Origin of the sequence: Yinghuangia aomiensis, assembly GCF_039542225.1 — a bacterium.
Lineage (GTDB): Bacteria > Actinomycetota > Actinomycetes > Streptomycetales > Streptomycetaceae > Yinghuangia > Yinghuangia aomiensis.
The window spans coordinates 191,725-214,063 of record NZ_BAABHS010000015.1; the positions used below are offsets into that span (position 1 = coordinate 191,725).

A 22,339-nucleotide genomic window follows, 5' to 3' on the forward strand; every position below is an offset into this window, starting at 1 on the left:
GCCGTCCACGTCCTTCCGCACATCAGAGGATTTCCCGGATGCGCCGTCCTTTCGCGGCCGCCTGCCATGCGTCGGCTTCGACAGCGCGCCAGGCCGCGGCTCCCCTCGCAGGCCCCCCGGCCGCCGACCGCCCCGTGCGGCGCCGGAGATCGTGGTGAGCGCCGCGGGGCGCCCCGGATCGCGCCGCGCGGCGCACCGGGAGCGCGCCGAGGCGCGGCTGCGCCGTACCGCCGACGTACCCGCCGCGTCCGGCGGCGTGCCGGTCCCCGCGCCGCGGTCCGCGGCGCCGCCCGGTCCGGTGCTGGTGCGGTGGACGCTGCCGCCCGTGCTCGCCGCGGTGCCCGAAGTCCGGCACCGGCTGCGCGACCTCCTCCGCGGCTGGCGGGTCGACGACGACCTGACCGACACCCTGCTGCTGGCCGCGACCGAACTGGTGTCCAACTCGGTCCGACACGCCGCGGTGCTGACCGAGCAGGTCCGCGTGACCTGCGCGATCGCGCACGGGCGGATCCGGCTCGACGTCAGCGACGACCACCCCTTTCGGCCGCGCGCGTTGATGGACACCGGCATGGACGCGGAGGACGGCCGCGGGCTGTTCATCGTCAAGCTGACGATCGCGGAAGCGAACGGCGTGATCGACGTCCTGGCCTCGGAGACCGGCAAAACGATCCGGATCCGCGTGCCGGTGCCCCTCTAGCTTCGGACGGGGCGGACCGGGCGGACGGGGCGGCAGGGCAAACGGGTCGGACCGGTCAGACGGGAACGACCCGGATCGGCGCCGACTCCCACGACCGGCTCACCTGGCCGAGGCGCCGCACCGGCTCCCCCGCGAGTTCGATCCGCTCCACCTTGCGGACGAAAGCGTTGAGCAGCGTCTTCGCCTCCAGCCGCGCCAGCGCCTGACCCGGACAGCTGTGCGCGCCCGAGCCGAACGCCAGGTGGTCCACCGGGTTCCGGCCCACGTCGAACCGGTCCGGGTCCGCCCACTTGCGCCCGTCGCGGTTCGCCGAGCCGAACAGCAGCATCGCCCGCGAGCCGGCCGGGACCTGCACGCCGCCGACGTCCGCGTCCCGCACCACGGTGCGGAAGAACGCCTGCACGGGGGCGTCGTACCGGAGCACTTCCTCGAACACGCCGGGGATCAGCGCCGGGTTCTCCCGCAGCGCCTTCCACTGGTCGGGGTGTTCGGCGAGGAGCACGAGCATCTGCGCGAGGGCATCGGACGCCGTCCCCATGCCGGAGACCAGGAACGTCATGATCACCGACATCGCCTCGACCTCGTTCACCTCCCCGCGGTCGGCCGCTTCGAAGACCTTGGCGCCCATGCCGTCCGGGTCGAGGTTCTCGCGCGTGACGACCTCGGACACGTACGTGATGAGGTCCGCGAGCAGCGGCTTCGCGGCCGCGGAACGCTCGTTGTCCGGACCGAAGTTGTCGAACACGGCGGCTGCCCAGCGCGGCAGCGGCTCACGGCCCTGCACCGGCAGGCCGACCAGGTCGCCGAGCACGTCGACGGGGAATGTGCGGCCCCAGTCGGCCACCGCGTCGAACGTGCCGCGCGCCAGCAGGTCCGCGACCAGGTCCTCGGCACGCACGCGGATCATGTCCCCGAGCATCGGCAGGTGCCGCGGGCCCAACTGGGCGCCCATCAAACGCCGGTACCGCTCCAGGTCGGGCGGGTCGATGCTGCTCGGCAGCCCGGCCTCGACCGGGTCCGCGATCGGACGCAGGCCGATGCCGCCCGTGGACGAGAACGTCTCGTGGTCGCGCAGTGCCTCGCGCACGTCCGCGTACCGGCCGATCGCCCATACGTCGTGGCGCGGCAGGTGCACCGCGGGACCGGCTTCCCGGATCCGTGCCCACGCGGGGTACGGGTCGGCCAGCACGTCGTCCGCGAACGGGTCGAAGGCGGCAGCGAAGCCCGGGTCGACGCCCGGGCCGGCCTCGAGCGTGCGTTCGGCGGTATCCCCCTGGGCAGGCTGCGTGGTCACGACGCACCTTCTTCCTCGGCCCGTGGCGGCGGACCGTAGACGTCCCGGCGCGATGGAAGGAGCAGAGCGGGGCAAAGGCCGGGAGAACGCTGGGAGCACGGTAATGGCTTTCCGGGGCCGCCAGAAGGGGTTTGTTCCGGACACCCCTCCGGGCGCCCCCGGTGCGCGGCCGTTCCTTGGGCTGTGCTTTCCCGCGTTGCTATCCCGCGCTGCTATCCCGCGCTGCCTTCTGTCGGCCCGGTTTTCTGCCGGCGCGACTACTCCTCGCCGGGCTTCTCCCGCCCGGTCGCTCCCGTCGCTCCCGGCCCCGGTGCTCAGCGGAACGCGTCGAATCCCGTCAGTGCCTTGCCAATCACCAGCGTGTGCATCTCGGACGTGCCTTCGTACGTCAGCACCGATTCGAGGTTCGTCACATGCCGCATGATCGGATACTCCAGCGAGATCCCGTTGGCGCCCAGGATCGTGCGGGACGTCCGACAGATCTCGATGGCTTCCCGGACGTTGTTGAGTTTGCCGAAACTCACCTGCTCCGGCCGCAGCGTCCCGGCGTCCTTGCGGCGACCGATGTGCAGGGCGAGCAGCAGGCCCTTGTGGAGTTCGAGTGCCATGTCCGCGAACTTGGCCTGGGTGAGCTGGAACCCGCCGATCGGCTTTCCGAACTGCTCGCGCGTCCGGCTGTAGTCGAGCGCCGCTTCCAGACAGGTCCGGGCGGCGCCGAGGGAACCCCACACGATCCCGAAGCGCGCCTCGTTGAGGCAGCTCAACGGCCCGCGCATGCCGGTCACCTCCGGCAGCACCGCATCCGCGGGCAGCCGCACATCGTCCAGCACCAGTTCGCTGGTGACCGACGCGCGCAGCGACATCTTGTGGTGGATGTCGTGCGCCGAGAACCCGTCGGTGCCGGTCGGCACCACGAACCCGCGGATGCCCTCGTCGGTACGCGCCCACACCACCGCCACGGACGCCACCGAGCCGTTGGTGATCCACATCTTGCGGCCGTTCAGCACCCAGTCGGTGCCGTCGCGCTTGGCGTACGTCCGCATCGACGCCGGATCCGACCCGTGGTCCGGCTCGGTCAGCCCGAAACAGCCGATCGTCTCACCCGCCGCCATGCGCGGCAGCCACTCCTCCTTCTGTGCCTCGGACCCGAACCGGTGGATCGCGAACATCGCCAGCGACCCCTGCACCGACACCAGCGACCGCAGCCCCGAATCGCAGGCCTCGAATTCCAGACAGGCCAGGCCGTACTGCACGGCCGACGCACCGGTGCAGCCGTAACCCTCCAGGTGCATGCCGAACGCACCGATCCGACCGATCTCGACGGCGAGCTCCCGGATCCCGGGCAGCTCACCGCGCTCGAACCAGTCCGCCACATACGGCGCGACCCGGTCGGCACAGAACCGCCGCACGGTATCCCGGACAGCCAGTTCCTCGGCATCGAACAAGTCGTCGATCCCCAGCGGATCGCGCGGATCGATCGGCGCGAGCGCCATACGTGCCTCCCAGGGCCAGGTCGAACGGTCTTCCGGCACACCACCGCACCGGGCCGGCACCGGCGCTCCGCCCGTCCATCCGTCCGGAACCGCCGCACCCGACCCGGCCGGAAACGACCGGGCAGAACAAGTGACGGCCCCTTGCTACCACCCGGTTCACCCGGCTGTCTGCGGGGAACACCCGAACGCTGCGAGGGACCGCCGCAACGTCCGCTTCGGCATCCGGCCCGCCGGTCACCCACGCACGCGGACCCTTCCGATCAGGACCGGCGACGCATCCGGACGACGCGGACCGCCACCCGGTCCCGAGACCGAGCACGGCCGGCCGCCGTGGCGCCGCATCCGCTACCGCTTCACAGGCCTTTCTCCCGGTTCAATGCCTATATGACCGCTTATGGCCGCTTGTGACCGCACGGGTGGGCGTGGGATTGCTGGCGCTGCCCGGTCGCCGTCGCGAACCGTGCAACCGCAACGAAGCACCACCGAGCGTCCTTCGCTCAGTGCCCGCGCTGCGGGACCGGGTCGTGGCCTCCCTCGTGGCCGGGGTTGCAGCGGGACAGGCGGCGGAGGGTGAGCCGGGTGCCGCGCCAGGCGCCGTGGCGTTGCAGGGACTGGGCGGCGTAGGTCGAACAGCTGGGGGTGTAGCGGCATATCGGTTCGGGCTTGCGGGGGCTGAGGGACAGCCGGTACCAGCGCACCGCGCGGAAGAGCGTGCGGGCGGCACGGCCCTGGGGCAGGACACGGTCGGTCTGCGACAGCGGCTTGCCGTGCGCGGCAGTGCGGATCGGGCGGCCGACCAGCGCGCGGATCGCCGACCACAGCACGACGAACGGCAGCACCAGGACGATGCGGAGCAGGCAGGGGTCGCAGCCCCCGCAGCCGTCACCGCTGCCGCCACCCCCGCCGCGGCTGCCGCCGCCACCGCCGCCACCGCCGAAGCAGCCATCGCCGTCTTTACGGCCGCCACCGCCGCCCTTGCCGCCGGGCATGCAGCCGCAACCGTCCTTGTCTCCGCCGGAGTTCCCACCGGAGCCGCCGACGTTGGCATCGCCGGACGGACCGCGGTCGGAAGCCCCCGACGACGACCCGCCCTGGCCACTGCCCCCACCGAGCGGACCGTCGCCCCGCGCCGAGTCACCCCGACCGTCCCGACCGTCCCGGCCACCGCGCCCGCCGCCGCCCGGCCAGGAGCCGGGGCCGTCCCCGGTCCCGCTCTCGTCGAGGATCACGTCGAGCGCGTCGTCGCCGTCGTCGTCGGGCCCGCACGGGTTCGCACACGGATTCCGGTACGGCTCACGGCAGTCCCGCCGGTGCTGCACCGGCTGCTGCCCGCCCGCCCCGTACGGATTGCCCCCGCCCGCGGCCCCGCCGCCGAACGGATTCCCTGTGTGCGCCATTGCTCGACCCTTTCCTCCCCGTCAACCCGGCACCGAGCGACCCCGCCTGCCCCGACACCTTGCCAGAGGCCCCGACAAGCCCATCGGTTCCCCGCGAATTTTGCCGGGTACGCCCCCCGATCACACAACCGACCGATCCGGAACACGCGAGCACCGCGGCAGCTCCGGAACGGTGCGCAACGGCAGAAGAAGCGCACCGTCACGTACGGTCGACGTTCGCGCCTCGGCGCTGTCCGCCAACGCGTCGCGAACTCCGGGCCGAACTACATGAATCGTCAACATCGCGGCAACAAGTGATTCCTAGCCTCGAAACAGCCACGGAGGAGTAGCCGCGGCGTGTCCCCCTCAGGACACGCCGCCGACGCATGCGCTCACGGGCCCGCTCGACAGACGCGTGTTCACGACGGTCGGCGCGCCTCGGCGCCGACACGACGGAGACAGCAATGAGCATGCCCGACGCCGCGACCAGCCCGGAGCCGCCGAACCCCGCGCTGGAGAGCGCCATTCGCCAGGCGACGGACGGCCCGTGGTGGGCCGGCTTCCACACGGGAATCGCCGAACTGCGCGGGCGACTCGCCGCCGCGCGGCAGGCCTCCGCGCCGACGGCGCCCTCGCCCGACGTGGGAGCAGCCGCGGCCGCCGACTTGTCGGCGGCGGTCCACGCGATCGTGCAGGCCGATCCGCCTGCCCCGCGGGCGCCGTCGACTCATGAGGAACGCCGCGCCGAGGCGGTGCGTTCGGGTCTCCGGACGACGCTCGGCCATGCCACGGTGCTGGCGCACCGGGACGCGCAAGCCGCGATCGAGGCCGCGGACGCCGCGCCGCCGCGCGTGCCGTACGTCGGCGAGGACGAGGGCTCCCGTATCGACGTCGCGTACAGCAACCCCCACTACGGCGCCTACGACGCCGCCCGCCAGACGGTGACACGAGGCGCGGCGACACAACTCGCCACGTTGCGGGGACGCGTCGAGACCGTGCGCACCGCCACCGCCGCACTTGCCGAGCGGGCGGCTGCCGGTGCCCGCCCTGTCGACCGGCTCCGCGCACACGCCCAACTCGGCAACATCCAGGCCCACATGCACGGGCTCACCGCGCACTACCGGAACGAGGTCCTCTCCCGAGGGCCCGCCCCGGCCAAGACCGCCGAGAAGTCCCCGGGCTGACCGGACACGTTCGTCCCGACCCGCGGAGGCCGCGTCACGGCACAGCATGTTCGCGGTGACGGTCGGCGAGAGGGCACACCACACGCGCCGTAAGCGGCGGCACGACGCCGGGACCGCCGCACGAGCAGGGAACAAACGGCGGCAGGCCGTCGGTCGGGACGGAGACCGTCCCCACCGACGCCCACGCCCACCGCACCCCGCGGCGGGCGCAGGGCGCGGACGGCGGCAGGCCATCGCCCCGGGGACGCTCTCCGTCCCGACCGACAACCCCACGCGCGCCGCCGCCGCACCTGCCGGCATCGCCGCCTACAGCGGCCTGCCCCTACTTCTTCGGCGACGGATTCCTCCGCATCTCCTTGTGGATCACCTTCCACTGCCGCGCCCGTTCCGCCCGCAGGCGCTGGTCGGTCCGCGAAGCGATCCACTCCGCTTCACGCCGCAGTTTGCGGTAGCTCTCCAGACGGCGTTCCGGGAGCGCCCCGGTCTCCACCGCGTCGAGGACCGCGCAACCGGGTTCGGCGACGTGGGTGCAGTCGGCGAAGCGGCAGTCGGCGGCGTACTCCTCGATGTCGGCGAACGCCAGGTCCAGGCCGTCCTCGACGTCGTAGAGGCCGACGCCGCGCAGGCCCGGGGTGTCGACGAGGACACCCCCGCCGGGCAGCGGCACGAGTTCGCGCCAGGTGGTGGTGTGCCGGCCCTTGCCGTCCTGGCGGACGGCGCCGGTTTCGAGGTCGGCCCCGGTCAACGCCGCCGCGAGGGTCGACTTGCCGGCGCCCGAGGTGCCGATGAGGGCGACGGTGCGGCCGCTCGCCAGCGCGGCCAGGACGTCGAGGCCGACGCCGTCGACCGCGCTGACGACCAGGACGTCCGCGCCCGGGGCGGACGTTTCGACGTCGGCCCGGACGTCGTCCGCGTCGTCCACCGTGTCGGCCTTGGTGAGGACGACGGCCGGCTGGGCGCCGGAGTCCCAGGCGACGGTGAGGAGGCGTTCGATGCGGCCGAGGTCGGGTTCGACGTCGAGGCCGACGACGACCAGGACGAGGTCGACGTTCGCCGCGAGCACCTGGCCTTCGGAGCGGGCGGACGCCGACGACCGCGTGACCGCGGTACGTCGGGTCAGCAGCGCCTCGACCGCGGTGCCGTCGGCGGTGAGCACGGCCCAGTCGCCCGTGCACGGCAGTCCGCCGGTGCCGTGCGCGGCGCGCACGGTGCCGTCGGCGGTGACGATCTCGCACAGCGAGCGGTCGACGCGCGACACCCGGCCGACGGCGAGACCGCGGTCCGCGTACGGCGCGAACTCGGCGTCGCGGTCGGCGTCCCAGCCCAGGGCGACGAGCGCCGCCGGACCGGCGGACATGTCGGCGGAAGCCGACGAGGACAGAAGAGAAGGAGATCCGAAAGAGAATTCGGAGATCACGTCGGGAGACCCTTCGAAACGGGTCCCTGCGAAAGCCGTACGCGGACGGAGCCGCTAGAAGGCCGGGACCCGGAGGTGTGTGGTGGACGCGAAAGCGGGGCCGCGCACAACGGCCACAGTCCAGGCGACGTTGCTCTTCACGGTCTCCACCTCCCCACTCTCCACAGCTCGACAGGTCAACGGCACGAAGCCGACCCACAGACTACGGGGATCCCCGACCCGGATCCACTCCTTTTCCCGATCCCCGCGCAAGCGCCCGACACAGCGCACACACCGCACACACCGCACACAGCGAGCATCAGCGCCGCACACGCAGCGGCCGACCGGAAACGGCCGCGGGATCCCTACCGGCTCTCCCGCCGCGCATGGTCGTCCGGCCCCGCGTTCGTCGGCCGCACCGGCGGCCACAGCTGCTCGTCCAGCGACAGCCCCGGCGGCGTCTGCCCCAGCGGAAGCTGCACCGGCGGCGGCCCCGCGTCGATGCGGTGGTTGCCGTTGCGCGTCTCGGGCGGCTTGCCGCGCGACGGGTAGTTGGCCCAGCGCTCGGGGAACTCCGACGGCGGTTCGTCCGCGTCCGCGCCGTCCGGCGCGATGAGGTCGACGGTCTCGTCGGCCGGGTCGGTCGGGTCCCAGTCGCCCGGGAGCCCGCGGTGCCGGCCCGCGCGGCGGACGGTCGCCATCGCGCGGGCGATCTCCGCGGCGGCCTCTTCCTTCTCCTTCTCGGCGCGCGCCTGCGCGGTCTCCTCGCTCGGCCAGACCTGGTCGATGGCGGCGTTCATCGCCGCGCCGATGAGGATCGCCATCGCGGCGAAGTACATCCACATGAGCACCGCGACAGGTGCCGCGAGCGACCCGTAGACGGTCGGGCCGTCGACGGTCGTCGCGAGGTACACGCGCAGCAGGAAGCTGCCGAGGATGCACAGCAGCAGGGCGACCAGCGCGCCCGGGATGTCCTCGCGCCACGGCGTCCGCACCGGCACGGACACGTGGTAGAGCGTGGTGAGGAAGCACACCGACAGCACGACCAGCACAGGCCAGTACAAGATGTGCACCGTCCCCGCGAAGTGCGGGAACGCCTTCACCACCAGATCGGGCCCGGCCAGCAGCAGCGGGATCAGGAACATGCCGAGCAGCAGCCCGACCGTGTAGAGCGTGAACGACAGCACCCGGGTGCGGACGATGCCGCGCTTCCCGGAGAGCCCGTACATGATCGTGATCGTGTCGATGTACACGTTGAGCGCGCGTGACCCGGACCACAACGCGATCACGAAGCCGACCGAGATGATGTCCGCGCGCCCCGACGCGAAGACGTCGTTGACGAGCGGCACGACGACTTGGTCGACGCTCTTCTGCGACAGCACGCTGCCGCTCGCGTCGATGATGTCCTGCTTGAACCCGTCGATCGTGCTCTGGCCGAGCAGCCCCTGGAGGTAGCCGATGGTGCCCGCGAGGCCGAGCAGCAGCGGCGGCAGCGAGAGCAGCATGAAGAAGCCGGCCTCCGCGGCCAGGCCCGTCACCCGGTTCTCGTAGCACGAGATGAACGTCTCGCGGACTATCCGCCAGAGAGCGCTCCGCAACCGGATGCGGCCGGGACCGCGGACCGGCGACCGTTCTTTCTTGTCCGCTGCCACGGTTCTAAAGTATCGGGCATGGGCCGCCCTACCCACGTAGTCGCCAACCAGCCTCCTCCGCTCACCGGATACGACGTCTTCGGCGCCGACGTGGCGCTCGTCGACGCGGTCTCCAGACACGCCCCCGGCGCCGACCTCGGACGACTCCGCGAGCTGGGCCGGCTGGCCGGCGGCGAGACCGCCCAGGAGTGGGGCCGGCTCGCCAACACCCACACGCCGGTGCTGCGCACCCACGACCGCTTCGGCAACCGCATCGACGAGGTCGAGTTCCACCCCGCTTGGCACGACCTCATGCGCACCGCCGTCGGCTACGGCCTCGCGGGCGCGCCGTGGACGAGCAAGGAGCCCGCACCGCACGTGTGGCGCGCCGCCGCGTTCCTGACATGGAGTCAGGCCGAGGGCGGGCACGGCTGCCCGATCTCCATGACGTACGCCGCGATCCCGGCGATCCGCACCGACCCGGTGCTCGCCGCCGAGTGGGAGCCGCGCCTGGCCTCCACCGCCTATGGCGACCAGCTCCTCCGCGAGCCCGGCACCAAGCCCGGCTGCCTGGCCGGCATGGGCATGACCGAGAAGCAGGGCGGCACCGACGTCCGGGCGAACACCACCGAAGCCGTGCCGCTCGCCGCGGACGGCGAATACCTGCTGACCGGGCACAAGTGGTTCTGCTCGGCCCCCATGTGCGACGTGTTCCTGGTGTTGGCGCAGGCGCCGGGCGGTCTGACGTGCTTCCTGGTGCCGCGGGTGCTGCCCGACGGCAGCCGCAACGTGTTCGCGCTGCAGCGCCTCAAGGACAAGCTGGGCAACAAGTCCAACGCCTCGTCCGAGGTCGAGTTCGACGGCACGTGGGCGCGGCGCCTCGGCGACGAGGGCCGCGGGGTGTCCACGATCATCGGCATGGTGTCGGCGACGCGTCTGGACTGCACGATCGGCTCGGCCGCGCTCATGCGGCGCGCGGTCACGGAGGCCGTCCACCACGCCGCCTACCGGCACGTCGGCGGGAAGGCCCTCGTCGACCAGCCGCTGATGACGAACGTGCTGGCGGACCTGGCGATCGAGTCCGAGGCCGCGACGACGCTGGCGATCCGGATGGCCGCCGCGTACGGCAGCAGCGAGCCGCAGGAACAGGCGCTGTTCCGCATCGCGGTCGCCGTGTCCAAGTACTGGACGACGAAGCGCGGCATCGCGGTCGCCGCGGAAGCGATGGAGTGCCTGGGCGGCAACGGCTACGTCGAGGACGGCGGCATGCCCCGCATCTACCGCGAGGCCCCGGTGAACGCGATTTGGGAGGGCTCCGGCAACGTGCAGGCGCTCGACGTGCTGCGCGCGCTGCGCCGCGAGCCGGCCTGCCTGGACGCCTTCCTCCTGGAACTCGGCACCGCGCGCGGCACCGACCACCGCTACGACGCGGCGGTCCGCGACTTCCTCACCGAGCTGGCCGACCTGGACGGCATCGAGGTCCGGGCCCGCCGCCTGGTGGAGCGGATGGCGCTGCTGCTGGAGGCGTCGGTGCTGCTGCGCTGGTCGACGCCGGAGGTGGCCGACGCGTTCTGCGCATCAAGGCTGGGCGGCGAAGGCGGCCTGATGTTCGGCACGCTCCCGCGCGGCGTCGACGCCGCGTCGATCGTCGCGCGCACCCGGGTCCCGCTGTAGAGGGCGCCTGCTGCGGGCGCGGACACCTAGCGCGCCGGGACTATGACCCCCGTCAACCGGCTGATCACCCGGGCCGCGGTCCGCAGGTCCTCGTCCGGCAGATCGGCGACCGTGGCCTCCCAGTGCCGCCGGAACCCCGTGTCGAGTTCGTCGAGCGCGCGCAGTCCCGCGGGAGTCAGCCGGGCGACGGTGCCGCCGCGACCGCGCCCGGGCCTGACGCCTTCCACCAGGCCCTCCCGGCCGAGCGCTTCGAGCATCGCGCTCACCTGGGGCAGCGGAAGGCCCACGACGGTGGCGAGGGTCGCCGGGTCCAGGTCGAGTTCGTCGGCGAGGGTGACGAGGATGCGGTGGCGGCGCACTTGGGGCGAGTCGGCGGCGGCCGAGCGCCCGGCCCGTTCGGAGCGGACCGCGGCGAGGAAGCCGTTGAGGGCGTAGCGGAGGGTCTCGACGGACTCTTCCCGGCGCTCGTCGCGGTTCTCGCCCAGGGTTTGCGCGGTACCGTCGGCGTCGTCGCGGGTTCCCCCGCGGCCGCCGCGGCGGGACTCGGGCCGGTCGAGGACATCTCCGGACACGTGAATCAGCTCCTTACCACTCCCGTACCCACCCCCGTCGGAAAACCGGCCCCCTCCGGCCATCGGCCTTCCGTACGGTAACCAACCGCACCGCATCCGCGACACGCGGCACCCACCCGAGGGCCTGAATCTCATATAACAAGATGAGCTGTCCGTTATTTGAGATCCACGCTCGTATCGCGGACGACGATGGACGACATGGCGACTCCATGCCAACCTCATCAGCATGTCTCGCGCCGGAATTGCCCTCGTCGGTCGACTTCACGTCGACCTCGGACGCATGTCCAGCGCGTTCTGTATGCCGGTCTGACGACCAACGCCCGCTCCATCTTCCGCTGCCCGGGCGCGCGGTCGTGCCGGCAGCCTGCGTCCATGCGCCCGGAACGGCGCGGAGCGGGACCGCCTGTGCGGCGCGCGTCCACGACACCCCGTCAAAGGACGCCCCATGGCCACCCCCGCCTCGGCCGCCGGCCCCCGCAAGACCTCGCGCCACCGCGGCGAGGGCCAGTGGGCGCTGGGCCACCGTGAGCCGCTCAACGCCAACGAGCAGTTCAAGAAGGACGACGACGGCCTCAACGTCCGTGCCCGCATCGAGAACGTCTACGCGCACCGCGGCTTCGACTCGATCGACAGCAACGACCTGCGCGGCCGGATGCGCTGGTGGGGCCTGTACACGCAGCGCAAGCCCGGGATCGACGGCGGCAAGACCGGTGTCCTGGAGCCGCACGAGCTGGACGACGAGTACTTCATGATGCGTGTCCGCATCGACGGCGGGCAGCTGAACCTCGCCCAGCTCCGCGCGGTCGCCGAGGTCTCCGAGCGGTACGCCCGCGGGACCGCGGACATCACCGACCGGCAGAACGTGCAGTACCACTGGATCCGCATCGAGGACGTCCCGGCGATCTGGAACATCCTCGAAGGCGTCGGCCTGTCGACCGCCGAAGCATGCGGCGACTGCCCGCGCGTCGTCATCGGCTCGCCTGTCGCCGGCATCGCCGAGGACGAGATCATCGACGGCACCTGGGCGGTCGAGGAGATCAACCGCCGCTACATCGGCAGCCACGAGTTCTCCAACCTGCCGCGCAAGTTCAAGACCGCGATCTCCGGCTCGCCGCTGCTGGACGTCGTGCACGAGATCAACGACGTGTCGTTCGTCGGCGTCGTGCACCCCGAGCACGGACCGGGCTTCGACGTGTGGGTCGGCGGCGGCCTGTCCACCAACCCGAAGCTCGCCCAGCGCCTCGGCACCTGGGTGCCGCTGGACGAGGTGCCGGAGGTCTGGGCCGGGGTCATCGGCATCTTCCGCGACTACGGCTACCGCCGCCTGCGCAACCGCGCCCGCCTGAAGTTCCTCGTCGCCGACTGGGGCGCCGAGAAGTTCCGCCAGATCCTCGAAGACGAGTACCTCAAGCGCAAGCTCACCGACGGCCCGGCCCCCGCCGAGCCCGCCAGCGCGTGGCGCGACCACGTCGGCGTGCACCGCCAGAACGACGGCAACTTCTACGTCGGCTTCGCCCCGCGCGTCGGCCGCGTCGACGGCGCCACGCTCGGCAAGATCGCCGACCTCGCCGAGGCGCACGGCTCGGACCGGGTCCGCACCACGGTCGAGCAGAAGATGCTCATCCTGGACGTCGCCGAGGACAAGGTCACGTCGCTCGTCGAGGGCCTCGAAGCGCTCGGCCTCCGGGTCAACCCGAGCCCGTTCCGGCGCGGCACGATGGCCTGCACCGGCATCGAGTTCTGCAAGCTCGCGATCGTCGACACCAAGGGCCGCGGCCAGACCCTCATCGAGGAACTCGAGCAGCGCCTGCCGGACTTCGACCAGCCGCTCACCATCAACATCAACGGCTGCCCGAACGCGTGCGCGCGCATCCAGGTCGGCGACATCGGCCTCAAGGGCCAGCTCGTCCTCGACGACGAGGGCAACCAGGTCGAGGGCTACCAGGTCCACCTGGGCGGCAGCCTCGGCTTCGACGCCGGCTTCGGCCGCAAGGTCCGCGGCCTGAAGGTCACCGCCGCCGGACTGCCCGACTACGTCGAGCGCGTCGTCCGCCGCTTCGACGAGCAGCGCACCGACGGCGAGCGGTTCGCGCAGTGGGCGGCGCGGGCCTCGGAGGCGGATCTCTCGTGAGCGAACGCGCGGCACCGTTCTACTGCCCTTACTGCGGCGACGAAGACCTGCGTCCGCACGAGGAAGGCCACGGCGCGTGGCTCTGCGGAGCGTGTCGCCGCGCGTTCTCCCTCAAGTACCTCGGCCTCGTCTTCCGCGAAGCCGGCTCCGCCGGCCCCGCCGCTCAAGCCGACCCCACAACCACTCCCGCGAAGGAGGCGACATGACCACGACCTACACCCCCGAGGCGCTGGAGCAGCTCGCCCTTGACGCCGGACGCGACCTCGAAGACGCCACCGCGGAGGAGATCCTCACGTGGGCGTCGAAGACGTTCGGCAACCGGTGGTGCGTCACCTCGTCGATGGAGGACGCCGTCGTCGCGCACCTCGCGTCGCGCGTCCAGCCCGGCATCGACGTCGTCTTCCTCGACACCGGCTACCACTTCCCCGAGACCATCGGCACCCGCGACGCGGTCGCCGCGGTCTACCCGGTCAACGTCATCACGCTGACCCCGCGCCAGAGCGTCGCCGAGCAGGACGCCGAGTACGGGCCCGCGCTGCACGACCGCGACCCCGACCTGTGCTGCGCGCTCCGCAAGGTCGCCCCGCTCGGCGAAGGCCTCGCCGGCTACGACGGGTGGGCGACCGGCCTGCGCCGCGAGGACTCCCCCGAGCGCGCGGACACCCCCGTCGTCGCGTGGGATTCCAAGAAGGGCAAGGTCAAGATCTCGCCCATCGCCCGCTGGACGCAGGACCAGGTCGACGCCTACATCCTCGAACACGGCGTCCTCACCAACCCCCTGCTGATGGACGGCTACGCGTCGATCGGCTGCGCCCCCTGCACCCGCCGCGTCGCCCCCGGCGAGGACGCGCGCGCGGGCCGCTGGGCCGGACGCGCCAAGACCGAGTGCGGGATCCACTGATGGCCCGCCCGCACCCCGACCCGACTGCCGTCCCCACCCCGGACAACCCGGGATCTCCCGACGTCGACAGCCCCAGGAGGCGATCGTGACAACAGCGGTGGAGCTTTCCGCGCCCGGCGCGCTCGGCCACCTCGACGCGCTCGAAGCCGAGGCCGTGCACATCTTCCGCGAGGTCGCGGGCGAGTTCGAACGGCCGGTGATCCTCTTCTCCGGCGGCAAGGACTCGATCGTCATGCTGCACCTGGCCCGCAAGGCGTTCTGGCCGGCGCAGATCCCGTTCGCGCTGCTGCACGTCGACACCGGGCACAACTTCCCCGAGGTTATCGAGTACCGCGACCGCACCGTCGCCGAGCACGGCCTGCGCCTGTACGTCGGCCATGTGCAGGAGTTCATCGACAACGGCCGCCTCCAGGAGCGCGCGGACGGCACCCGCAACCCGCTGCAGACCGTGCCGCTCCTCGACGCGATCGAGAAGAACCGCTTCGACGCGGTGTTCGGCGGCGGCCGCCGCGACGAGGAGAAGGCCCGCGCCAAGGAGCGCGTCTTCTCCCTGCGCGACGAGTTCGGCCAGTGGGACCCGCGCCGCCAGCGCCCCGAACTGTGGAACCTCTACAACGGCCGGCACCGGGTCGGCGAGCACGTCCGCGTGTTCCCGCTGTCCAACTGGACCGAGCTGGACGTGTGGCAGTACATCGAGCGCGAGGAGATCCCCCTCCCGGAGATCTACTTCTCGCACGAGCGCGACGTGTTCCTGCGCAACGGCATGTGGCTCGCCCCCGGCGAATGGGGCGGCCCCAAGGGCGACGAGCAGGTCGAGCGCCGTGTCGTCCGCTACCGCACCGTCGGCGACATGAGCTGTACCGGAGCGGTGGACTCCCCGGCCGCCACGGTGGCCGAGGTCATCGCCGAAATCGCCGTGAGCCGACTGACCGAACGGGGCGCCACGCGCGCGGACGACAAGATGTCCGAGGCCGCGATGGAAGACCGCAAGCGCGAGGGATACTTCTAAATGTCCAGCCAGAACTCCGGTACGGCAGCCGCCGGATCCACCCCGGCCGACGCCGCGGTCGGGCTGCTGCGCCTGGCCACCGCGGGCTCGGTCGACGACGGCAAATCGACCCTCGTCGGCCGCCTGTTGCACGACTCCAAGTCGGTGCTGACCGACCAGCTCGAAGCCGTCGAACGCGCCTCGCGCGACCGCGGCATGGACGAGGCCGACCTGGCGCTGCTCACCGACGGCCTGCGCGCCGAACGCGAGCAGGGCATCACGATCGACGTCGCGTACCGCTACTTCGCCACCGCGAAGCGGCGGTTCATCCTCGCCGACACCCCCGGGCACGTGCAGTACACCCGGAACATGGTGACCGGCGCGTCGACCGCGGAACTCGCCGTCGTCCTGGTCGACGCCCGCAACGGCGTCGTCGAGCAGACCCGCCGGCACCTCGCGGTGGCCGCGCTGCTGCGCGTCCCGCACGTCGTGCTGGCCGTCAACAAGATGGACCTGGTCGACTACGACGAGGCCGCGTTCGCCGCGGTCGCCAACGAGTTCACCGGCTACGCCAAGGAACTCGGCGTCCCCGACGTCACCGCGATCCCGGTGTCGGCACTGCGCGGCGACAACGTCGTTGACCCGTCCGCGCACATGGACTGGTACGGCGGCCCGACGCTCCTGGAGTTCCTGGAGACCGTCGAGACCGGCGGCCAGGACGAGCACGCGTCGGCGCGGTTCCCCGTGCAGTACGTGCTGCGCCCGCAGTCCGACGACGAGTACCGCGATTACCGCGGCTACGCGGGCCAGGTCGCGTCCGGCGTGTTCCGGGCCGGCGACCCGGTCGTGGTGCTGCCGTCCGGTTCGCGGTCCACGATCGCGGGCATCGACCGGCTCGGCGCGACCGTCGACCGCGCGCAGGCCGGCGAGTCGGTGACGATCCGCCTGGCCACCGACGTGGACGTGTCCCGCGGCGACCTGATCGCCCCGGCCGAGGCCGCGCCGCAGCCGACCCAGGACGTCGAGGCGACGGTGTGCCACGTCGCGGACAAGCCGCTGCGGCCGGGCGACCGGGTGCTGCTCAAGCACACCACGCGCACGGTCAAGGCGATCGTCAAGGAGATCCCCTACCGCGTCGACATCCAGACGCTGGAGAAGCAGCCGTCGCCGGGCGAGCTGCACCCGAACGACATCGCGCACGTCGTGCTGCGGACCGCGCAGCCGCTCGCGCTCGACCCCTACGCGGCCGGGCGCCGCACCGGGTCCTTCCTCCTCATCGACGAAGCCGACGGCTCGACGCTGACCGCCGGCATGGCCGGCCCCGCGTTCGTGGACCGCGGCGGCGAGACGGGCTCCGCGACGGACCGATGTCGCTAGCCGGCTCCCCCTCGTGGGGACTGGCCGCCGACTTCCGTCACCGGACACCACCGTCTTCCGTGCCCCTGCACGGCCGTTTCAGGGAAGGTCCCTCATGCCTGCTGCCCGCATTTCGCGCCGCAGATCAGTACGTACCGCCATAACCCTCGCCGTCCTGCCCGTCTTCGCCGTGCTGTCCGCATGCGGCTACGGCTCCGACAAGAAGGACGACACGGCCAAGCCCGCCGCGCAGGCGTCCGGCGGGCAGAGCAGCGCCGGAACGTCCGCCTCCGAAATCCGGCTCGGCTTCTTCGCCAACGTCACCCACGCCACCCCGCTGGTCGGCCTGAAGGAAGGCTTCTACCAGAAGGAACTCGGCTCGACGTCGGTCAAGACGCAGGTGTTCAACGCCGGCCCGGCCGCGATCGAAGCCCTCAAGGGCGGCTCGATCGACGCCACCTACATCGGCCCGAACCCGTCGATCTCCGGGTTCACCTCGACCAACGGCGAACTGCTGCGCATCGTCGCGGGCACCACGTCCGGCGGCGCCTCGCTCGTGGTCAAGCCGGGCATCAACTCGGCCGCCGACCTCAAGGGCAAGAAGATCGCCTCGCCGCAGCTCGGCGGCACGCAGGACGTCGCGGTCCGCTCCTGGCTCGCCCAGCAGGGCCTGAAGACCGACACCAAGGGCGGCGGCGACGTCAGCATCGTCCCGACCGACAACGCCCAGACCCTCGCCCTGTTCAAGAGCGGCGAACTGGACGGCGGCTGGCTGCCCGAGCCGTGGGCGACCCGCCTCGTCCAGGAAGCCGGCGCCAAGGTCCTCGTCGACGAGCGCACGCTGTGGCCGGAAGGCAAGTTCGTCACCACGAACCTGATCGTCCGCAAGAAGTTCCTCGACGAGCACCCCGACACCGTCGAGGCGCTCATCAAGGGCCAGGTCGCCACCACCTCGTGGATCCAGGCCAACCCGGACAAGGCCAAGACCGACGTCAACGACCAGCTGACCGCCTTCACCCAGAAGGGCCTGGCGCCGGCCGTCATCGACAACGCCTGGAAGAACATCGAGGTCACCAACGACCCGCTGGCCACGTCGCTGCTCAAGCTCAAGGACGACGGCGTGAAAGCCGGCATCACCAAGGACGCCGACATCCACGGCATCTACGACCTGACCCTGCTGAACAAGGTCCTGCAGGCGGCCGGCCAACCCACGGTCGCCGACGCCGGACTCGGCGCCAAGAAGTAGCGCCCCGAACCAGCCGGGCGCGCGGGGCGGGACCCGACCGGTTCCGCCCCGCACCCCACCAGACCACCACCGGAAGGGTCGACGCGATGTCCCAGACCGTGCACGAGAAGCCGGCCGCCGCGGCCGCGCCCGCGCGCGACGCGGTGCAGGCCGACGGCCACGCCGTGCGCCTCACCGGCGTCTCCAAGAGCTTCGGCCGCGGCGGCGCCCCCGTCCTCGACGGCATCGACCTGACGGTCGCGCCGGGCGAGTTCGTGTGCCTCCTCGGCGCGTCCGGCTGCGGCAAGTCGACCCTCCTCAACCTGGTCGCGGGCCTCGACAAGCCGTCCGCGGGCGCCATCGACGTGCCCGGCGGCCGACCCGCGCTGATGTTCCAGGAACACGCGCTGTTCCCGTGGCTCAAGGCCGGCAAGAACATCGAACTCGCGCTCAAACTCCGCGGCATGCCGCGCGAGGAGCGCAAGGCCGAAGCACAGCGCCTGCTCGCGCTGGTGCGCCTGGACACCGCGTACGACAAGCGCGTCCACGAACTGTCCGGCGGCATGCGGCAGCGCGTCGCACTCGCCCGCGCGCTCGCGCAGGCCGGCGACGTGCTGCTGATGGACGAGCCGTTCGCCGCGCTCGACGCCATCACCCGCGACGTCCTGCACGACGAACTGACCCGCATCTGGGCGGACACGGGCCGCGCCGTCGTCTTCGTGACCCACAACGTCCGCGAAGCCGTGCGCCTCGGCCAGCGCGTCGTCCTGCTGTCGTCGCGGCCCGGCCGCATCGCCCGCGAATGGACGATCGGCATCCCGCAGCCGCGCCGTATCGAAGCCCCCGACGTGTCCGCCCTGTCCATCGAAATCACCGAGCATCTGCGAGGGGAGATCCGCCGCCATGGCAAGCACTGACCTGACGAAGCCGGTCGACGCCGACGGTCCCTCCTCCGCGTCTTCTGTGTCTTCCGAGACGCCCGAGGACGTCGCGGGCCTGGAAGCCGGCCTCGACGCCCTGGAGTCCTACCAGGAAGAACGCACCCCGATCTGGCGCACCCTGCTCGCCAAGGTCGGCCCGCCCACCCTCGCCATCGCCGTCCTGATCGGCATCTGGCAGATCGCCTACTCGGCGCACCTCAAGCCCGAGTACGCGCTGCCCAGCCCGGCGCAGGTCTGGGACGCGTTCATGGTGCAGTGGCACAAGGGCGATGTCTTCGACATCCTCTGGGTCAGCCTCAAGCGCGCCGCGCTCGGCTTCCTCATGGCCCTCGCCATCGGCACCCCGCTCGGCTTGGTCGTCGCCCGCGTCCGCTGGATCCGTGCGGCGATCGGCCCGCTGCTGTCCGGCCTCCAGTCGCTGCCGTCGGTCGCGTGGGTGCCGCCCGCCGTCATCTGGTTCGGCCTCAACAACAGCGCCATCTACGCCGTCGTGCTGCTCGGCGCCGTCCCGTCGATCGCCCAAGGCATCATCTCCGGCGTCGACCAGGTCCCGCCGCTGTTCATCCGCGCCGGACGCGTCCTCGGCGCCACCGGCCTGCGCGGCGTCTGGCACATCCTGCTGCCCGCGGCACTGCCCGGCTACCTCGCCGGCGTCAAGCAAGGCTGGGCGTTCTCCTGGCGCTCCCTGATGGCCGCCGAACTCATCGCCGCCTCACCCGACCTCGGCTACGGACTCGGCCAGTTCCTCCAACAGGGCCGCGACCTCGGCGAAATGCCCATGATGATCACCGCCGTGTTCCTCATCCTCATCGTCGGCATCGGCATCGAACTGCTGGTGTTCTCCCCGCTGGAGAAGCTCGTGCTGCGCCAGCGCGGCCTCCTGGCAAGCACGAAGTAGGCTCCGGCTCCCATGAACCCCACCTTCGGCACACACGGCGACCCCGGCTCGCCCGGTCCGCCCGCGCTGCTCGCGATCGCGCACGGCAGCCGCGACCCGCGGCACGCCGAGGCCGTCGGCGCGCTCGCCGCCCGGGTCCGCGCGTTGCGGCCCGGGCTGCGCGTCGAGGTCGCGTACCTCGACCACTGCGGGCCGCGGGTGCCCGACGCGCTGGCCGCGCTCGCCGCCGACGGGTTCCGGGAAGCCGCCGCGGTGCCGCTGCTGCTGTCGTCCGCCTACCACGCCAAGCACGACGTCCCGGCCATGCTGGCGGCCGGCCGCCAGCTCCGTCTGGAGGTGCGGCAGACGCCCGCGCTCGGCCCCCACCCGCTGCTGGTCACCGCCATGGAACGCCGCCTCGCCGACGCCGGCGTGGCAGCGGGCGACCCGCGCTACGGCATCGTCCTCGCCTCCGCCGGATCCACCGACGCCGCCGCGAACGCGGCCCTCACCGGGGTCGCCCGCACGTGGCGCCGCACCGGCTGGGCGGCCGTCGCCACCGCCTACGCGGCGTCCGGGTCGCCGTCCGTCGCCGACGCGGTCGCCGCCCTGCGCCGCGGCGGCGCCGAACGCGTGGCCGTCGCCTCCTACCTCCTCGCCCCCGGCTTCCTGCCGGACCGCATCGCCGCGCAGGCCGCCGCCGCCGAAGCCGACGCGACGAGCACGACCCTCGCCGACACGCCCGAACTCGCCGCGCTCGTCCTGCGCCGCCACGAAGCCGCCACCGCCCGCACCGCCGCGGCGGCCCGCCGGACCGCCTGACCCGGCACTCCGCTGTGGCCACCCTGCGCGAAGCCCCGGACGACGTCCCGCGCGCCAGTAGGATCGCGCGCGTGATCGACACAGCGGCGACCGAACGCGGGATCCTGGCCCGCGCCTGCAACAGAGTCGGCATCGACCCGGGAGTGGCCGACAACGCCGGACTCCTGGCGTACGGCGAGAACGCGGTCTTCGCGCTCCCCCAAGCCGGCATCGTCGCCCGGATCGCCCGCGGCCCCCACCTGCTCGACCGGGCCCGCCGGGAAATCGAGGTCGCCCGCTGGCTGCGCGACCAGGACTTCCCCACCGTGCGCCCCGCCGAGCAGGTCCCCGCACAGCCCGTCTCGGTCTCCGAACGGCCGGTCACCTTCTGGGAGTTGCTGGAACCCGCGGACCGCGACCCGGACGTCAAAGACCTCGCCCGGCTGCTCAAACGCCTGCACGCCCTGCCCAGGCCGCCGTTCGCGCTGCCCGCCCGCGAACCGCTCGCGCTCGTGGAGACCTGGCTCGACTCCGCGGACGCCGCCGTCCACCTCGACGACCGGCGCTTCCTCCTCGACCGCAAAGCCGAACTCCTGGACGCCTACGCCGCGGTGCGGCCCGTGCTGGAGCCGGGGGTCGTCCACGGCGACGCGCTGCTGCGCAACGTCGGCGTGCACGGCGGCCGCCCGCTGCTCCTCGATCTGGAGAACGTGTCCGACGACCTGCGCGAACTCGACCTGATCCTCACGCCGATGGCCGCCGTACGCTACGGGCTGCCGGACGGCGCGGTGGAGAAGTTCGTCCGCAAGTACGGCTTCGATGTCACATCCTGGGACGGCTATCCCGTATTGCGGGCGGTCCGGGAGCTGGCCGCCACCGCATGGGTCGCCCAGCACGTGCCGGGGAATCCCGCCGCGGAAGACGAATTCGCCCACCGCGTACGGTGTTTGCGCACCGGAGACACCACGTCCCGGTGGCATTCCTTCTGAGTCGCGCACCGGCCCGACTGCCCTGCACGGCCGGCCCGTCCGCTGATGGCCACCCCCATGTCCGCCTGTTGGAACGGTTGTTCAGATATCGGGATGCTTGGACTACGATGAGCGGTATGACTCGGAGGACGCTGACCCGGCGCCGCGCGGTGGACTTCTGCCGCGTGTGCAGCTGCGTGTGTCCGGCCTGCTGACGTTTCGTCACCCTCGCGCCGTCTTCCTCCTCCGCTCGCCCACCCGAGACTTCCGCCGTCCGACGCCCCGTCGCGGCGCGCCTGCCGCGCGCCGCGACCGGTCCGGGCCGCGCTCCGAAGGGATTCCGTCATGACGTACGCCTCGGTCCACGCCGCCGCCCCGCGCCTCGCCCCGCACGCGCCGCACACTCAGCAGACCCCGCACATCCCGCGCCCCGCGCCCGCCCCGCACACCGCGCACCCGCCGGCCCTCTCCCGCGGCCTCTACGCCGTCCCCGACCCGCACCCCGCCGAGCCCGCCGACGTGGTGCTGGAAGACGACGGCCTCGTCCTCGACCTGGCCGGCCGCACCGCGACCGTGGACGACCGCACGCTGGACCTGACGTTCCTGGAATTCGGGCTGCTGGCCCACCTGTTGAGCAACCCGCGGCGGGTCTACACGCGCCGCCAGCTGATGGACGCGGTGTGGGGCTACCCGGACTCGGGCGAAGGCCGCACCGTCGACGTGCACGTGGCACGGCTGCGCCGCAAGGTGGGGGCGCGCCACAAGCGCCGCCTGTCGACGGTGCACCGCGTGGGCTACAAGTACCTGCCGGCGTCCTGATCCGGCCGGGGCGGT

Annotated in this window: 21 protein-coding genes; 15 read left to right on the top strand and 6 right to left on the bottom strand. The window is 72.2% G+C overall.

Features of this window, described 5'->3' with window-relative positions; genetic code table 11:
• Nucleotides 1-154 precede the first annotated feature (154 nt).
• Entirely contained in the window at nt 155-697 is a 543-nt protein-coding gene (locus ABEA93_RS22005) for an ATP-binding protein (protein WP_345677391.1), read from the top strand.
• Between the two features lie 55 nt (nt 698-752).
• Here the strand turns inward: ABEA93_RS22005 and ABEA93_RS22010 are convergent, their stop codons facing one another.
• The 3 genes from ABEA93_RS22010 to yidD form a co-directional block, all read right to left on the bottom strand.
• Nucleotides 753-1,991, bottom strand: coding sequence for a cytochrome P450 (locus tag ABEA93_RS22010; protein WP_345677392.1), 1,239 nt, complete (start codon nt 1,989-1,991; stop codon nt 753-755).
• 314 nt (nt 1,992-2,305) lie between these two features.
• Nucleotides 2,306-3,484, bottom strand: a complete 1,179-nt coding sequence (locus tag ABEA93_RS22015) for an acyl-CoA dehydrogenase family protein (RefSeq protein ID WP_345677393.1) — start codon at nt 3,482-3,484, stop codon at nt 2,306-2,308.
• A gap of 497 nt (nt 3,485-3,981) precedes the next feature.
• Nucleotides 3,982-4,881, bottom strand: coding sequence for a membrane protein insertion efficiency factor YidD (gene yidD / locus ABEA93_RS22020; RefSeq protein ID WP_345677394.1), 900 nt, complete (start codon nt 4,879-4,881; stop codon nt 3,982-3,984).
• Between the two features lie 443 nt (nt 4,882-5,324).
• Here yidD and ABEA93_RS22025 point away from each other — a divergent pair, with 443 nt between their 5' ends.
• Nucleotides 5,325-6,044 carry a hypothetical protein gene (locus ABEA93_RS22025; RefSeq protein ID WP_345677395.1) on the top strand — a complete coding sequence of 240 codons (720 nt, stop codon included), beginning with the start codon at nt 5,325-5,327 and terminating at the stop codon, nt 6,042-6,044.
• A gap of 322 nt (nt 6,045-6,366) precedes the next feature.
• Here ABEA93_RS22025 and rsgA read toward each other — a convergent pair whose 3' ends face one another.
• Both rsgA and ABEA93_RS22035 read right to left on the bottom strand, forming a co-directional pair.
• Nucleotides 6,367-7,401 carry a ribosome small subunit-dependent GTPase A gene (rsgA, locus tag ABEA93_RS22030; RefSeq protein ID WP_345677396.1) on the bottom strand — a complete coding sequence of 345 codons (1,035 nt, stop codon included), beginning with the start codon at nt 7,399-7,401 and terminating at the stop codon, nt 6,367-6,369.
• Nucleotides 7,402-7,805: 404 nt separating this feature from the next.
• Complete coding sequence (locus ABEA93_RS22035; protein ID WP_345677397.1) at nt 7,806-9,092, bottom strand: YihY/virulence factor BrkB family protein; 1,287 nt, start codon at nt 9,090-9,092, stop codon at nt 7,806-7,808.
• Nucleotides 9,093-9,110: 18 nt separating this feature from the next.
• Between ABEA93_RS22035 and ABEA93_RS22040 the strand changes: the two genes are divergently transcribed.
• Complete coding sequence (locus ABEA93_RS22040) at nt 9,111-10,745, top strand: acyl-CoA dehydrogenase family protein (RefSeq protein ID WP_345677398.1); 1,635 nt, start codon at nt 9,111-9,113, stop codon at nt 10,743-10,745.
• A gap of 26 nt (nt 10,746-10,771) precedes the next feature.
• On the opposite strand, the gene ABEA93_RS22045 is transcribed toward ABEA93_RS22040, so the two are convergent.
• Nucleotides 10,772-11,317, bottom strand: a complete 546-nt coding sequence (locus ABEA93_RS22045; protein ID WP_345677399.1) for a MarR family winged helix-turn-helix transcriptional regulator — start codon at nt 11,315-11,317, stop codon at nt 10,772-10,774.
• Nucleotides 11,318-11,543: 226 nt separating this feature from the next.
• On the opposite strand from ABEA93_RS22045, the gene ABEA93_RS42155 reads away from it, so the two are divergent.
• From ABEA93_RS42155 to ABEA93_RS22100, 12 genes are all read left to right on the top strand, one after another.
• The gene (locus tag ABEA93_RS42155; RefSeq protein ID WP_358358745.1) at nt 11,544-11,627 is read left to right on the top strand and encodes a putative leader peptide; all 84 of its coding nucleotides are present in this window, start codon (nt 11,544-11,546) and stop codon (nt 11,625-11,627) included.
• Nucleotides 11,628-11,762: 135 nt separating this feature from the next.
• Nucleotides 11,763-13,448, top strand: a complete 1,686-nt coding sequence (locus tag ABEA93_RS22050) for a nitrite/sulfite reductase (protein WP_345677400.1) — start codon at nt 11,763-11,765, stop codon at nt 13,446-13,448.
• Nucleotides 13,445-13,654 carry a hypothetical protein gene (locus ABEA93_RS22055; RefSeq protein WP_345677401.1) on the top strand — a complete coding sequence of 70 codons (210 nt, stop codon included), beginning with the start codon at nt 13,445-13,447 and terminating at the stop codon, nt 13,652-13,654. The genes ABEA93_RS22050 and ABEA93_RS22055 overlap by 4 nt, the downstream gene beginning before the upstream one ends.
• Nucleotides 13,651-14,349 (top strand): phosphoadenylyl-sulfate reductase, encoded by a 699-nt coding sequence (locus ABEA93_RS22060; RefSeq protein WP_345677402.1) that lies wholly within the window; start codon nt 13,651-13,653, stop codon nt 14,347-14,349. Before ABEA93_RS22055 ends, ABEA93_RS22060 begins: the two co-directional genes overlap by 4 nt.
• Before the next feature lie 85 nt (nt 14,350-14,434).
• Nucleotides 14,435-15,358, top strand: coding sequence for a sulfate adenylyltransferase subunit CysD (cysD, locus tag ABEA93_RS22065; protein ID WP_425585041.1), 924 nt, complete (start codon nt 14,435-14,437; stop codon nt 15,356-15,358).
• A complete protein-coding gene (locus ABEA93_RS22070; RefSeq protein ID WP_345677403.1) occupies nt 15,359-16,714 on the top strand; it encodes a sulfate adenylyltransferase subunit 1 in 1,356 nt (451 codons plus the stop codon). It begins immediately after the preceding gene.
• Between the two features lie 94 nt (nt 16,715-16,808).
• Nucleotides 16,809-17,939, top strand: coding sequence for an ABC transporter substrate-binding protein (locus tag ABEA93_RS22075; RefSeq protein ID WP_345677404.1), 1,131 nt, complete (start codon nt 16,809-16,811; stop codon nt 17,937-17,939).
• Between the two features lie 86 nt (nt 17,940-18,025).
• Nucleotides 18,026-18,835 (top strand): ABC transporter ATP-binding protein, encoded by an 810-nt coding sequence (locus tag ABEA93_RS22080; protein ID WP_345677405.1) that lies wholly within the window; start codon nt 18,026-18,028, stop codon nt 18,833-18,835.
• Nucleotides 18,822-19,757, top strand: coding sequence for an ABC transporter permease (locus tag ABEA93_RS22085; RefSeq protein ID WP_345677406.1), 936 nt, complete (start codon nt 18,822-18,824; stop codon nt 19,755-19,757). Before ABEA93_RS22080 ends, ABEA93_RS22085 begins: the two co-directional genes overlap by 14 nt.
• 12 nt (nt 19,758-19,769) lie before the next feature.
• Nucleotides 19,770-20,558 (top strand): sirohydrochlorin chelatase, encoded by a 789-nt coding sequence (locus ABEA93_RS22090; RefSeq protein WP_345677407.1) that lies wholly within the window; start codon nt 19,770-19,772, stop codon nt 20,556-20,558.
• Between the two features lie 71 nt (nt 20,559-20,629).
• A complete protein-coding gene (locus ABEA93_RS22095) occupies nt 20,630-21,526 on the top strand; it encodes a phosphotransferase (RefSeq protein ID WP_345677408.1) in 897 nt (298 codons plus the stop codon).
• A 324-nt stretch (nt 21,527-21,850) separates the two neighbouring features.
• Nucleotides 21,851-22,324 carry a winged helix-turn-helix domain-containing protein gene (locus ABEA93_RS22100; protein WP_345677409.1) on the top strand — a complete coding sequence of 158 codons (474 nt, stop codon included), beginning with the start codon at nt 21,851-21,853 and terminating at the stop codon, nt 22,322-22,324.
• Nucleotides 22,325-22,339: the final 15 nt, after the last annotated feature.

What these genes read in the sequence shown, in the direction of transcription:
- ABEA93_RS22085 (WP_345677406.1), top strand. Translation starts at nt 18,822, where the DNA reads ATGGCAAGCACTGACCTGACGAAGCCGGTCGACGCCGACGGTCCCTCC.
- ABEA93_RS22070 (WP_345677403.1), top strand. Translation starts at nt 15,359, where the DNA reads ATGTCCAGCCAGAACTCCGGTACGGCAGCCGCCGGATCCACCCCGGCC.
- ABEA93_RS22040 (WP_345677398.1), top strand. Translation starts at nt 9,111, where the DNA reads ATGGGCCGCCCTACCCACGTAGTCGCCAACCAGCCTCCTCCGCTCACC.
- ABEA93_RS22100 (WP_345677409.1), top strand. Translation starts at nt 21,851, where the DNA reads ATGACGTACGCCTCGGTCCACGCCGCCGCCCCGCGCCTCGCCCCGCAC.
- ABEA93_RS22025 (WP_345677395.1), top strand. Translation starts at nt 5,325, where the DNA reads ATGAGCATGCCCGACGCCGCGACCAGCCCGGAGCCGCCGAACCCCGCG.
- yidD (WP_345677394.1), bottom strand. Translation starts at nt 4,881, where the DNA reads ATGGCGCACACAGGGAATCCGTTCGGCGGCGGGGCCGCGGGCGGGGGC.
- ABEA93_RS22075 (WP_345677404.1), top strand. Translation starts at nt 16,809, where the DNA reads ATGCCTGCTGCCCGCATTTCGCGCCGCAGATCAGTACGTACCGCCATA.
- ABEA93_RS22050 (WP_345677400.1), top strand. Translation starts at nt 11,763, where the DNA reads ATGGCCACCCCCGCCTCGGCCGCCGGCCCCCGCAAGACCTCGCGCCAC.
- ABEA93_RS22015 (WP_345677393.1), bottom strand. Translation starts at nt 3,484, where the DNA reads ATGGCGCTCGCGCCGATCGATCCGCGCGATCCGCTGGGGATCGACGAC.
- ABEA93_RS22080 (WP_345677405.1), top strand. Translation starts at nt 18,026, where the DNA reads ATGTCCCAGACCGTGCACGAGAAGCCGGCCGCCGCGGCCGCGCCCGCG.
- ABEA93_RS22060 (WP_345677402.1), top strand. Translation starts at nt 13,651, where the DNA reads ATGACCACGACCTACACCCCCGAGGCGCTGGAGCAGCTCGCCCTTGAC.
- ABEA93_RS22090 (WP_345677407.1), top strand. Translation starts at nt 19,770, where the DNA reads ATGAACCCCACCTTCGGCACACACGGCGACCCCGGCTCGCCCGGTCCG.
- rsgA (WP_345677396.1), bottom strand. Translation starts at nt 7,401, where the DNA reads ATGTCCGCCGGTCCGGCGGCGCTCGTCGCCCTGGGCTGGGACGCCGAC.
- ABEA93_RS42155 (WP_358358745.1), top strand. Translation starts at nt 11,544, where the DNA reads ATGTCTCGCGCCGGAATTGCCCTCGTCGGTCGACTTCACGTCGACCTC.